The organism is Minwuia sp. IMCC3060 (genome assembly GCF_029909435.1).
In the GTDB taxonomy this organism is placed as follows: Bacteria; Pseudomonadota; Alphaproteobacteria; order Minwuiales; family Minwuiaceae; genus Minwuia.
On sequence record NZ_CP123782.1, the window covers coordinates 2,653,388 to 2,666,211 of the forward strand.

11 protein-coding genes and 1 tRNA gene are annotated in these 12,824 nt (G+C 61.0%); 5 read left to right on the forward strand and 7 right to left on the reverse strand.

Going from position 1 to position 12,824, the window contains the following annotated elements:
* Window positions 1-87 precede the first annotated feature (87 nt).
* Window positions 88-2,229 (forward strand): adenylate/guanylate cyclase domain-containing protein, encoded by a 2,142-nt coding sequence (locus QGV54_RS12445; RefSeq protein ID WP_281019924.1) that lies wholly within the window; start codon window positions 88-90, stop codon window positions 2,227-2,229.
* Window positions 2,230-2,341: 112 nt separating this feature from the next.
* On the forward strand, window positions 2,342-2,818 hold the full coding sequence (locus QGV54_RS12450; RefSeq protein ID WP_281019925.1) for an endonuclease: 477 nt from the start codon (window positions 2,342-2,344) through the stop codon (window positions 2,816-2,818).
* Between the two features lie 5 nt (window positions 2,819-2,823).
* Here QGV54_RS12450 and QGV54_RS12455 read toward each other — a convergent pair whose 3' ends face one another.
* The gene (locus QGV54_RS12455; RefSeq protein ID WP_281019926.1) at window positions 2,824-3,048 is read right to left on the reverse strand and encodes a hypothetical protein; all 225 of its coding nucleotides are present in this window, start codon (window positions 3,046-3,048) and stop codon (window positions 2,824-2,826) included.
* A 1,054-nt stretch (window positions 3,049-4,102) separates the two neighbouring features.
* Here QGV54_RS12455 and QGV54_RS12460 point away from each other — a divergent pair.
* Together QGV54_RS12460 and QGV54_RS12465 are read left to right on the forward strand one after the other, a co-directional pair.
* Window positions 4,103-4,837: a hypothetical protein gene (locus QGV54_RS12460; RefSeq protein ID WP_281019927.1), complete on the forward strand. Its 735-nt coding sequence runs from the start codon at window positions 4,103-4,105 to the stop codon at window positions 4,835-4,837.
* A 135-nt stretch (window positions 4,838-4,972) separates the two neighbouring features.
* Window positions 4,973-6,111 (forward strand): IS3 family transposase gene (locus QGV54_RS12465; RefSeq protein ID WP_281015974.1). Its coding sequence is split into 2 segments (ribosomal slippage): window positions 4,973-5,237 and window positions 5,237-6,111, totalling 1,140 coding nucleotides; the frame shifts between segments, so codons are not numbered across the junction.
* A gap of 1,354 nt (window positions 6,112-7,465) precedes the next feature.
* Here the strand turns inward: QGV54_RS12465 and QGV54_RS12470 are convergent.
* From QGV54_RS12470 to QGV54_RS12480, 3 genes are all read right to left on the reverse strand, one after another.
* Window positions 7,466-8,113, reverse strand: a complete 648-nt coding sequence (locus tag QGV54_RS12470) for a thermonuclease family protein (protein ID WP_281019928.1) — start codon at window positions 8,111-8,113, stop codon at window positions 7,466-7,468.
* Window positions 8,114-8,260: 147 nt separating this feature from the next.
* Window positions 8,261-8,722 (reverse strand): hypothetical protein, encoded by a 462-nt coding sequence (locus tag QGV54_RS12475; RefSeq protein ID WP_281019929.1) that lies wholly within the window; start codon window positions 8,720-8,722, stop codon window positions 8,261-8,263.
* 198 nt (window positions 8,723-8,920) lie between these two features.
* Window positions 8,921-8,997: transfer RNA gene (locus QGV54_RS12480), tRNA-Arg, on the reverse strand.
* Window positions 8,998-9,205: 208 nt separating this feature from the next.
* Here QGV54_RS12480 and QGV54_RS12485 point away from each other — a divergent pair.
* Window positions 9,206-9,826, forward strand: coding sequence for an SCO family protein (locus QGV54_RS12485; protein ID WP_281016490.1), 621 nt, complete (start codon window positions 9,206-9,208; stop codon window positions 9,824-9,826).
* 45 nt (window positions 9,827-9,871) lie between these two features.
* Here the strand turns inward: QGV54_RS12485 and QGV54_RS12490 are convergent, their stop codons facing one another.
* The 3 genes from QGV54_RS12490 to QGV54_RS12500 all read right to left on the reverse strand — a co-directional run bounded on the left by QGV54_RS12490 (window position 9,872) and on the right by QGV54_RS12500 (window position 12,744).
* Window positions 9,872-10,681 carry a sulfite exporter TauE/SafE family protein gene (locus QGV54_RS12490; protein ID WP_281016489.1) on the reverse strand — a complete coding sequence of 270 codons (810 nt, stop codon included), beginning with the start codon at window positions 10,679-10,681 and terminating at the stop codon, window positions 9,872-9,874.
* 41 nt (window positions 10,682-10,722) lie between these two features.
* Window positions 10,723-11,577 carry a universal stress protein gene (locus QGV54_RS12495; RefSeq protein WP_281016488.1) on the reverse strand — a complete coding sequence of 285 codons (855 nt, stop codon included), beginning with the start codon at window positions 11,575-11,577 and terminating at the stop codon, window positions 10,723-10,725.
* Between the two features lie 186 nt (window positions 11,578-11,763).
* Window positions 11,764-12,744, reverse strand: a complete 981-nt coding sequence (locus QGV54_RS12500; RefSeq protein ID WP_281016487.1) for a CoA ester lyase — start codon at window positions 12,742-12,744, stop codon at window positions 11,764-11,766.
* Window positions 12,745-12,824 lie beyond the last annotated feature (80 nt).

Below are 12,824 nucleotides of genomic sequence, written 5' to 3' on the forward strand. Positions count from 1 at the left end.
CCGGTCGCCGCGATACTCTCGGGCACGTTTCCGGAACGTGTAGCGTCTGAGTCCAACCACGAGTCTGGTTCCTGGGAGGGACGCAATATGGAGGCGGTACACGCCAAGGTTCTGCGCAAACGGGTCCGCATCAGTCTCAGCATCCTGATGCTCGGGATGTTTCTGGTCTTCACGATCCTGCCGATGCTGGGCGTCCTGATCTACGGCTACAGCCGCAACGAGGCCTCAGCACTTGCGAACCTGGAGCGCCAGGTGACCCGCAACATGAGCCAGACGGTCCTGGCCTCCGCGGAGATGATCGAGACGGTCGGTCATGTCATCGCCGTCGTGGCGGACTCGGCAGCCATGAGCCCGGTCTATTTCAAGTCCAGCCGCGGCGGTCAGGTGCTCTGGCGCAGCTTGAGGGCGGCCAACCAGATCGATGCCATCTATGTCAGTCTGGAGAACGGCTTTCACCGGGTGGTGTCGCGCATCGACGCGGACCGCCGAAAGTCCGATTCACGGATACCGGAGACAGCCAACTGGCACTCCAGCTACATTGATGAATTCTCGGCAGGTGAAGACAGGGCGCGCCACCGGGAGTTCTTCGAGACCTGGGGCGGCGAGAGCCTCGCGGCCTATTCCGTCCCGACCGATCTCGATATCCGGAAACTGCCCCACTACATCGAAGCCCGGGACACGGGAAGGCTGGCGATCGGCGAACCCAGCATCAATCCCGACACGGGTTTCAGGGTGATCTCGCTCGGTTTCCCGATCGTTCGCAGCGGCAAGTTCATCGGCTTTGTCGGCGCCAACATGACCCTGTCGAACATCTCCGACTATCTGGACAACAACCGGATCAGCGAGAACAGCACCACGATCATCTATGACGGTCAGGGCAATCTGATCGCGAGTTCCGATCTGGGGCTCCTCAACACTGGCCAGAAGGGTGCCGTCACATCAGGTGTCGCCAGCATCGACGACATCTCCATCCGCGAGTCATACGATCTGCGGCATCTGGCGAAGACCTCATCCTATGTCTTCGAGGATTCCCAGGGCCGCCAGCTCAGCATCAGGGAAATGCCGTTCCCCGACCGGTTCCGGAAGGACTGGCGTGTCCTTTCAGTCGCGTCCACCGACGACTTCGTGGGCGAACTGATCCGCACCAATCAGGAGATGGCGGCGATCACGGGCATTCTGGTGGTGATTCTGAGTGCAATCATCCTGCTTCTGGCCAACCGGATCCGGCGAGCGGTCAATCACCTGGTCGTGGAGTTCAACAACATCGGTCAGTTCAGCCTGACCGACACGCAGATGCTCGACACGATCGTCCAGGAGCTTGATATTCTCGATCACTCGAAGGAGAGAATGAAGCTCAGCCTTCGGTCGTTCGGGCGGTATGTGCCCACGGATCTGGTCCGCAAGCTGATCATCTCCGGCGAGGAGGCGAAACTTGGCGGAGAGCGCCGACGGATGACAATCTACTTCTCAGATATCGCCAATTTCACGGCCATTTCGGAGAAGCTGACGCCGGAAGAGATCGTTGACGAGATGGGCGACTATTTCTCCCTGATGCGCGACTCCCTGTCCGAAAACCAGGGCACGGTCGACAAGTATATCGGCGACGGCATCCTGGCGCTTTTCAACGCCCCGATAGAAACACCGGATCACGAGGTCGCAGCCTGCCTGGCTGCCATCGAGGGACAGAAACTGCTGGTGCAGGACCGCATCAAGCGGGAGGCCGCAGGCAGGCCGCTGTTCCATGCCAGGATCGGACTGGATGTCGGCGAGGTCCTGGTCGGCAACATCGGCACCGCTGACCGGTTCTCCTACACGGTGATCGGCGACACCGTTAATCTCGCCAGCCGGCTGGAAGGTCTCTGCAAATTCTACGGCATCAGCATCATGGGCAGCGAGGCGCTGCGTGACGCGACCGGCGACCGTTTCGAATGGCGCTTCCTGGACCGGGCTTCGGTGGTCGGCCGCACCAGCAGCACCCGCATCTTCGAACTGATGGGGGAGAAGGGACAGGTCGCCCCGGAACGGCTGTCAGACCGGGACGCCTACGAGGAGGCGATCGGATATTACATGAACGGCGCGTTCGACGAGGCGTCCCGCCGGTTCATGGATCTGTCGCAGAGGAATCCGACCAACCTCGCCGCCGGCATCATGGCGCGTCGCGCCCGCAAGCTGCATCGCTCCCCGCCTGAAGAGGAATGGACCGGCGTCTACGTGCACACCAAGAAATAGGCTGAATCGCGCTCGACGGTTCGGGCGATGAGACACCATGCCTGTCTGAAAATTTCCGGAGAGAAATGGCGGACCCGACATCACCCGCAAGGGCAAGCCGAACGCCCGGACCATGCGCATCGAGCGGGAGCACGTTGTCCCGGCGGACTGGATTGCAACGGGCTTCGGCTGCCAGGAAGCCAGTCGCGACGAGTGCCGTCAGATACCGGGCTATGAGGAAGCCGAGGGCGACCTGTTCAACCTTGTGCCTGCGATCGGTGAACTGAACGGCGACCGCAGCGCCAGGCCCTTCGGCATCATCCCGGACGAACCGCGCGAATATGGTGCATGTGACTTCGAGGTGGTGACGGACGGCGATGGACCTGCTCAGCGGCGGGGCATGGCCGAACCGATGGAAAGCATCAGGGGCGACGTTGCCCGCGTCTGGTTCTACATGCGCGACCGTTACGGCGTGGTTGTCCCTGCCGACATGACAACGATGCTTGAAGGCTGGTCAGCCGCAGATCCCGTTGACGACGCCGAGCGGAACCGCCACGCGGTGATTTCGCAGGAGATGGGGTGGAGCAATCCCCATGTCGCGGGCGAGTAGATTGCCTACTTGGCGTCGGGTTCTGGGGTGTCGTGCAGCTTTGGCGTTGAATGTGCCTGCTTCGGCGGATGACGGCTGACAATCATCCCGCAGGTCCGTAGGTGGGCCGTGACGTGCTGCGCCCATGCCCGCGCCTCGTCCAGGCTCCGCCGTTTCATCCGCAGCGTGTACGAGCGCCACAGGGCATAGGCGATGGTCTCTGTCAGGTGCTTGTCGTCAATCTCGTCCATGCCCGACGATGGCATGAGAACATTTAGTGAACAAGCGGCATTTGAAAGGGGGCAGGAGCGCCGGTGAATCGAAAAGGCCCTGTCACCGCGCTTTGATGCCACCGGCCCTGTGAGGTGCCTTCGGAGTCGCGTGAGCGGATATTTGTCGTGGTGCCGGGAGAAGGTGATGCCTTGGCGGGTATGCCTTCAGACGGAACCAGGTCGCGCTTCAGGAGGGGCCGATAGATTTTCCTGATGCGACGTGCTCAGACGTGCTGGAGCTGGCGGGAGAACGCGCCGGGAACCGCGCGGGCAGAATACGGTAAAGCCGTTACAAAGCTGCATCTGGCGAGCGACCATTTTTGGCCGTCATTCCCTACCGGTTCCCGCTCGGCAACGGCGTGGTGCAGGACGTGGTGGCTTCACCCGTGCGCATATATTCCGGAAGGCTCCATAGCGGCAGAAACGCAAAGTTCAGGCGCAACGATCAGAATTCTACTGCCTCGTACAAGACACGACAGAGCCGGTTCGGACACACGTTGTCGTGGAAGGTCGTTGAATGGCAGCCGGTGCCGGTGCTGGTGTTGGAGGCGGCATAGCCGGTTCGGTACCGCGCAGCGGAAACTGAGGCATGGCGCCGTCAGATTCTCCACAAACCACGCTCATCGTGTACCAAGTGACCGGACCAGGGAGTATGTCGGCGAAAAGTCCCCCGGCGTTGCGATAGCTACTAACGACCTTGTAACGGCCTCCCGCACACACCTCGGAAGCCGATTCGAAACAGCTTGTCGGGTCCGTCGTGCAACGAACCGTATTGATCGTTTCTCCTGTCGGCCCGGTGAACGATTTCGGCGCGGTTTGGCAGCCAGACAAAAGCATTGTCGAAAGAACCAGAATCGCCGTCAGACCAAGTTTCATCAGCTTTTGTGCCCCATCAGCCTTGTCTCGCAACTCAACTGGAGAATATACGGAAAAGGCGGCTGGTAGTGTATTTCCTTGATGATTTCGGGAAAATCTGGAGGGCGTTATGGGCGGATCTGGGTCAGGTCACTGGTACAGGTGGGATACCCGCCCGGTGGTCGAGGACAGTCTGACTTTGGACTTGGGCCTTCTGCTGCGGCAAGAGAGCATCAGGCCCCTGCGCCATGTTCGGGGCGTGCTGAGTTGGAGCAGTCAGCGTGATGGAGAGGTTCTTGCTACCATCGGGTATGAGTCCAGCTTGCCGGAGCAGGGCTGCGGCTGGCTGCGATTGAAATACAGGCACAATGACCTGCCGAAGGAATACGCGATCCAGATAACGACCACGGTGCCTAACTATGGTGGCCTGCGCCGGTGGTTTGTGTGCCCGCTGTCGAACGACCGGGCTGCAAAACTGTATCTCCCGCCTGGTGGAACCGTCTTCGGCAGTCGCAATGCCTACGGGTTGGCCTATCGCAGTCAGAGCCAAAGCTTGCCGGACCGGATAGCCGAGAAGGCGCACAGCTTGCGGCAGAAGATCGGTGGCGAGCCAGGCTTCCACCAGCCGATGTCCCGCAAGCCGAAGGGGATGTATTGGAGAACCTATATGCGGATGCGCGACGAAATTTCGCGTCTTGAAGACGCCAGCATGATGGCGATGGCTCAGAGCCTCGGAATCTGCGTAGACTTGCGACGGCCATCCCGATGCCCCTTCAGTCTGGTTGGAAGCTTGAAAGGAACACGGTGGCGGGAGGAACAGGAAGCGGACGAAAGCGAGGAAGCCTTTGAACGCACGCTACAGAAGATTGTGAAGCCGCCGCTCAAGAAGGATGGCGTGAAGGATGATCGCTAGGCTCGGTAATGTCCTCTACTGGCTTGGCTGCGCCGGAGCGGTTGTCGGGAGAGGTGGCCCGACAAATCTGGACAGTTGAGTTAGGTGGATTTTCTGCTCCCAATCCGGCAGCGTTGCCGGGACGAAGGAGCGAAGATGACAAGACGACCCAGGCGGAACCACAGCCCTGCCTTCAAAGCGAAAGTCGCATTGGCGGCGCTGAAGGGCGACAGGACGATGAGCGAGCTGGCGACGCAGTTCGACCTGCATCCCAATCAGATCAAGCAGTGGAAGGATCAGCTGCTTGAGGGCGTAACGGGTGTCTTCGATGACACGCCAAAGGCCGCGAAAGAGCCGCAGATCGACGTAAAGTCCCTGCACGCGAAGATTGGCCAGCTGGCGCTGGAAAACGATTTTTTAGAGGGCGCGCTCGACAAGGCCGGTCTGTTGCCGAGCGCAAGGAAATGACGGGCCCGGACCACAGGCTGAGCCTGACACGGCAAGCCCGGCTTCTCGGGATCAGCCGGGGCAGCCTGTATTACGCGCCGCGCCCGACCAGTGCGGCGGACCTCAAGCTTATGCGCAGAATTGACGAGTTGCACATGGACTACCCGTTCGCGGGCAGCCGTATGATGAAAGGGTTGCTGCGGCAGGAAGGCTTCACGGCCGGGCGGCTGCACGTGGCAACCTGCATGAAAACGATGGGCATTGAGGCGCTCTATCGCAGACCGAACACCAGCAAGCCTGCGCCCGGTCACAGGATCTATCCCTACCTGCTGCGCAAGCTGGCCGTGACGCAGCCCAATCAGGTCTGGGCCATGGATATTACCTACATTCCCATGGCCCGAGGGTTCGTCTATCTGGTCGCCGTTCTGGACTGGTTCAGCCGCAAGGTTCTGGCCTGGCGGCTGTCGGTGACGCTGGAAACAGCGCCGTGTCTGGAGGCCTTGAATGATGCCCTGCGCAGATATGGCAAGCCGGAGATCATGAACTCGGACCAAGGATCACAGTTCACGTCCATTGACTTCATCAAGGCGCTGAAGGACGCCGACATCCAGATCAGCATGGATGGCAAGGGCGCTTGGCGCGATAACGTGTTTGTCGAACGGCTCTGGCGCAGCGTCAAATACGAGGAGGTCTATCTGCACGCCTATGAAAGCGTGTCAGCCGCCCGACAGGGCATCGACCGATACCTGGCCTTCTACAACACAAGGAGACCGCATTCATCGCTGGAAGGGCAAACGCCCGATCAGGCATATCACATCAAGTTGCAACCAATCCCGGTGGCGGCATAACCAAGCGGAAAATCCACCTAAGAAACGGCTCGAAACTGTTCAAACGAACCGAACCACCTCTCCATAATGTTGGCCGTTACAACGATGATGACATCATGACGGTTTCGATTTTCCACCGCTTTTCTGAGCCGACAATTACAAAGATCATACTTCCGTTACTTGGTAAAGCAGAAAGGAGATAGCGGGAACTATCGACCTGACGTACCACGTCTTCATTGCCGCATTGAATTCATAACAGGATTATACTCAGACAATATCAATCTGCGAGAGCAGTTTCTTGAGCCAAAATGCCATCGGCATGGGTGAAAATACCATTTACTACTCAACAATTATTGCCCTCCCATCTCCAAGATGTTACACGGCCAGTAGATTTAGATACAGTCATGGTTATCTTGCACCGAAAATTAACTGTGGTGGGTGCGGTGCCGCCAATCGGATTTGTATAAATCGTATTGCCGATTACTGTGGTTGTATAACTTGGAGGCGTGCCTGGTATCGTTACCTGACCTGAGTCCGACCAAGTCAGATAGCGACTATTGTCAGTTTCATGGGAATGATTTGGCGGCCCCCACGCAGCAATAAGACTGTCTTCAGTGGATCCCACCCACGAGCCTAGACGTTTGTTTATTCCCTCCACGTTTACGCATGACAATAAAAGGCACGTACTAGCAAACAAAAATACCCGGAACATTGCATTAATCCCCCCCTTCAGATGGGTAGCGTCCGTCTCAGATTGATAATATTCCAAGAACCACTGGAAATATCTCAGACATAGACGTCAATAGCAATCAGTCGAACCTTGCTCGCAATTATTGGGGAGTAAGCTATCTCAGGCATCAGCACATGCTTAGGCAGACGACATGAATCTCCATGGTTGTGCTGACAGCCCGAACGGAGTGATCGCATACATGGTCGCCTCATTCTTCGACAATCTCGGCACCCAAGACTCTGAAACCACTGGCCGGTGACGCTTGATCTCGGATACCCGACCAGAGCGGTCATGTCGGCAACATGAACGCCGGGGCCTCATCGGCAGTGTCTTCGGTTGTTGCGCGGGACATTTCAGGAGCGCACGGGCGCTCTCGGTCTGCAGGTCAGGTGCTTCCGCTGCAGTGAGCGGTTGGCCGAATACTGGACAATGACGGGAGAGACGACATGCCGACAGAACCAAAGCACATCCTCGCCCTGGTCCTTGTCCTAGCGCTGGCATTGCCGACGGTCGCGTCCGCTTTCTGTACGGCACCACTCGCGCCGACACCGCCCGTCACGTGGAACAAGCCGACGAAACCGTCTGTCCCTTATTGCATCAACGAGTATGCCCGCACGCACACCTGCAGCGACTGGGAGATCTCAGCTACTGTAGCCCCTCACACGCAACGCCGTCGCGGTCGCGGTCCAGCCGATGCGGGTCGCCAAGCCCAGCCGCCTTGAAGAACTCCTGTGCTTCCTGCCACGTCTGAAAATCACCGCAGTTGCGGTCTGCTCCAGAAGGCAACATGGTATCCGGTCTCGCCGGAGAAGTCACCGCGAGCCGCTTTCCGCGACGCCAGTTCCATGGCGGAACGAAGCGGCCTTGCCATATCCCCAGGCCGGCATTCTTGGCTTCGTTCTCCGCCGCTACGTAGTCGGTCGAATATCGACGGTAGGCAAGCGCCCAGCCGTTGCGGACCATCCACCTGTTCAGGTCGGTCTGCCCCTGTCGACAGATGGCGATTGCACGCCCATAGCGGTCACGCTGGAAGGTCTCGCAGCGAACCGGCAAGCGACCGATCTTGTCCGCTAGTGCCAGACTGGCCTGTTGACCGCAGCGCCAAACCTTGCCCCCTGCCTCGCATGTCTGGGCGCTCTCCGGTGCGTCGATACCATGCAGCCGGATTCGCTCGCTCCGGATGACGACGGTATCACCATCCGTCACGGATGCCCGGCCGACAATCTCTTCGGCGACCGCAGCTTGCCAAAGCAGGATGGGCAGCAGGACGGCCACTCTTGTATGCATGATCATTGCGTGCCTTCTGCGACTGCAAAGCTCCCGTTTCGACGGGGGAAGAGTGTCAGGTTGTCCAAGGCAATTGACGATCCCTCGAAATCTTGGCGGGGACTAGAGAGGCTGGGACCCCTAAACCCGGCCAGATCTTGCCGATTGGGGCCCCTAGGGTGTCCTCCCCCTGGGGGGTGTCTGCCCCGCCTGGCGGTCGAGGCCATCAAGCATCCCCAGAAGGTCCGCCAAGGCTTTTTCGTTTGCCTCACGCCTCTGCGCTTCACCCCCACCGAGCAATCCGCATAGCTTCGCCTTCAGCGTCGTCGCCTTGATGGCCGCTGAGGCGTTCCGGCAGGCGCGGGCGACAGCGTGATCGAGGTCCGCCTGGCGGATCATGTCCTGCAGCGCCACTCCGGCCTGGGCTGCGGCTTCGGCGGAAATCACCGCAACCCTTGGCGCAACCTTGGCGGCCTTGCGCGACGCAGCGGTGTGTACGCTCTCGGGCTTCCATTCGCGAGCATGCGGCCAGACATCACGGAAAGCGGCGCTCTGCGTCCACCCGGCGGCGATGAGCTGTGCAAATCGTTCGTTGCGGGACCGGCGGCCCGGCTGCGTCTGCGTTGCTTCTATCACGATCCGCTCCGTCGTAACTCGGATTCGGCTGGCGGTGCTCTCTAGGGGCAGCGGGAGCGGTCCGCCAACAGGGCATCCAGCATCATATCACAAATTGCGAAATCGGACTCGGCGCTGACATCGTGCTGACACGAAAGGCTTGATCGTCAATCCTCATTGGTTCTGTGACAAGAATTTTAAGTCTATTCAGAAGGTTAATGGCGGACCCGACAGGATTCGAACCTGTGACCTCTGCCTTCGGAGGGCAGCGCTCTATCCAGCTGAGCTACGGGTCCCGCGTGGCCTGCATGTGCGGGCCAGAGGCGCTCTGATAGACGAAAAGCGAGGCTGGTGCAATCGGTCTCGCGGCCACTCGCCGATCATGGGGCCCGGCGCATGGCCTGCCGTTTCACGCGGGGTTGAACAGGTTCAGCCCGTCCCGCCCCCTGCTGCGACCGGATGCCACGAAGGCGATGGGGACGGGGGCGCCTAAATCCTTCTCCCATGAAACGCACACGCATCTTCGGGATCTCGGTCCTTGTGCTCGCGGCGCTGATCGGCGGCGCGGCAGTCATCGTTGATGGTCTTCGCGCACCGTCGCAGCAGGCGGGTGGAGTGACGACCAGCGGCACGGTTTCCATCGGCGGCCCCTTCACCCTGACCAACGACGACGGGGAACGGGTGACCGAGGCGATGCTGAACGACACCTGGTCACTGGTCTACTTCGGTTACACTTTCTGCCCCGATGTCTGCCCGACCGAGCTGCAGGACATGGCGGCGGTGATGGATGAACTGGGCGCGGATGCGGCCAAGGTGACGCCGGTCTTCATCACGGTTGATCCGTCGCGGGACGATGTCGCCCAGATGCATGCCTACGTCGAGGCGTTTCATCCGCGCATGGTCGGCCTGACAGGATCGGAGGCGGAGGTGACCCGTGCCGCAAAGGCCTATCGGGTCTATTACGCCAAGGCTCCGAGCGACACGCCGGACGACCCCTACTACCTGATGGATCACTCCAACTTCATCTATTTCATGGGGCCGGACGGGCAGAACATCGACATCTTCAACGGTCAGATGGCGATCGAGGAAATGGCAGGCCGGATCCAGGCCGCGATCAAGGGATAGGACGGAGCGGTTCGGCGTCTCTGACTGTTCCAGATCTGGGCCCATTCAGGCCAGCATGCGGACCGCCGTCGCGAACAGGAACAGGGCAAAGGCAAGCTTCAGCGCACGCGGTTTCATCCCATGGGCGAGACGCGCGCCCAGTGGCGCGGTCAGGCTGGCGAAGGGGGCAATCAGCACCAGGCCGAGCAGGTTGACATGACCTGCGCTCGCCTGCGGCAGGGCGGCGACACCCCAGCCGGAAACGATGAAACCGATGGCACCCGGCAAGGCAATGATCAGGCCGATGGCGGCTGCCGTACCCACCGCCCGATGCACCGGATAGCCGAAGATGTTGAAATAGGGCACGCAGAGGGTGCCGCCACCGATGCCCATCATGGCTGATGTGCCACCGATGGCGAAGCCGGACGCCGCCCCCGCGGCCCCGCCGGGCAGCCGGTCCCGCAGGCGGAAGTCGGCCGGGGTGAAGGCCATGTAGGCCGCGACGATCAGCGCGACGATGGCAAAGACCATTGTGAGCGTCGCGCCGCTGACAAGACTGGCGATCAGCACACCCGAGACGGATCCGGCGAAGATGAACGGCCCCCAGCGCCGCAGCAGGTCCGTATCCACCGCGCCCCTGCGATGATGCGCCCGCGCCGAGCCGATGGAGGTCAGCACGATGCTGGCCAGCGAGGTCCCGACCGCCACATGCATGCGCACCGACGGATCGATCTCCAGCTGCCCCAGCATGGTGTAGAGCACCGGCACCACGACGATACCGCCGCCGACACCAAGCAGGCCGGCCAGCACACCGGCAACACATCCGGTGCCCACCAGAATGGCAGCCAGCGGCAGCAGGTCCATTGTCAGTTCCATCGTTTCTCCCGATGAGTCAGTCGTGGTTTCAGCATTCAGGATCAGCGAAACAGCATCACCGGGACAAGGCAGGACCGGATCATCTCGCTGGTGGTGCTGCCGATGATCAGGCTGCGGATGCGGGAATGGCCGTAGGCACCCATGACCAGCAGTTCGATCCTGTCGATCTCCACCTTGGCGGCGATGACGCTGTCGGCCTGGCCGGGGCGGATGCCGGTTTCCACCTCGTAGCCCGCCTTGCGCAGCATGGTAGCGGCATCCTCCAGATTGCGTTCGGCCTGGTCGGTGCGGTTGCCGACCGTCAGCAGGTGACAGACAGTGCCGGGAAACAGCACACCGTGGGCGATGTGGCGCACCGCCTTCATTGCGCTCTCGCCGCCGTCAAAGGCGATCAGCAGGCTGTTGATCGGCCGGAAGGCGCGGGACGTGACCAGGACCGGCTTGTGACAGGCCCGCACCACCCGTTCCAGGTTCGATCCCAGGTGCAGTCTGGCGAAGTCCGCACCCTCCCCGCGCTTGCCGATGATGACCAGATCGGCATCGGACTCGGCCTCCTGCAGGTTCTCGATCAGATCGCCATGGCGCAGCCGTGCGGTGACATCGGCAACACCTGCCTGCTCCAGCCGCTGCTTCGCCTCCTCCAGCACCAGCCGCGCCCGCTTCTGCGTCAGCCGCGCCTGCTCCTGATCCAGATTTGCGAGTTCGGTCAGCAGATGCTCCTTCGCATCCACATTGATGCTGCCGCTCAGGTCCGTCGGCGCGCTGGACGTATTGCGCCGCCCCAATACCTGCAGCAGTTCCACCGATGCGCCGGTCTGCGCCGCCGCCCATGCAGCGTGGTCACAGACACTGCGCGAATAGACCGATCCATCGATCAGGGCCAGCAGCCTGGTCATCTCTGTATCTCTCCCCCCAAACACGACCGCCCTGCGTCAGCCTCAACGCCGACCATACACGGGAACGGCGGGGCGGGGAGAAAGTGTGGTGCGGACGAAGGATGAACCGGATCGGAGGAAGCAAGCGCGCCGCATGGGCTCCGGCCGGACCGGGACCCTGCGGCGCGCAGTGCAGTTCCGGGCCGGTCAGCGGCCGCTGATCAGTTCCGACTGCTTGACCAGTGCCTCGGCCTGCTTGATGGAGGCAATGTCGATCAGGCGACCGTCGAGGGCGACCGCGCCGCGGCCTTCCTTCTGTGCCTGCTCCATGGCTTCCAGGATGCGCCTGGCCTTGGCGACTTCCTTCTCGGACGGGGTAAAGACCTCGTTGGCCGTTGCGATCTGGCTCGGGTGAATGGCCCACTTGCCTTCACAGCCGAGGATCGCGGAACGGTTGGCCTGGGCCTTGTAGCCATCGGGATCGGAGAAATCACCGAACGGGCCGTCGATCGGACGCAGGCCGTTGGCGCGGGCGGCGACCACCATGCGGGCAACCGCATAGTGCCACATGTCACCCCAGTGATAGTCACGCGCGCCGCCATCCTCGGCCGGGTCAGTCAGGACACCATAGAGCGGGTTCGGACCACCGATCACCGTGGTGCGGGCCTTGGTGGAGGCGGCATAGTCGGCAACGCCGAAGTGCAGCGACTCGTTGCGCGGGCTCGCGGCGGCGATCTCGTCGACGTTGGCCATGCCGAGCGCGGTCTCGATGATCATCTCGAAGCCGATCCGCTTCTTGCGACCGATCGCGGCCTCGATCTGGGTCACCAGCATGTCGACGGCATAGATGTCGGAGGCCGTGCCGGCCTTCGGGATCATGATCAGGTCCAGACGCTCGCCGCCCTGTTCCAGCACGTCCACCACGTCGCGGTACATGTAGTGGGTATCCAGGCCATTGATGCGCAGCGACATGGTCTTGTCGCCCCAGTCGATGTCATTCAGCGCCTCGATGATGTTCTTGCGCGCGGAGGCCTTGTCGTCCGGTGCGACGGCATCCTCCAGATCGAGGAAGATCACGTCGGCGTCGGACTTGGCGGCCTTTTCGAACATCTTCGGGGACGACCCCGGCACGGCAAGCTCGCAACGGTTCAGGCGCGGCGTGGTCTGTTCGACAATCTTGAAGGACATTTTCGGGATTCCCCCCTGGTTTGTGGAATATTTTCCTCTGTCGCTCTCTTACAGACCACCGCGCATGCAGACAAGCGAAC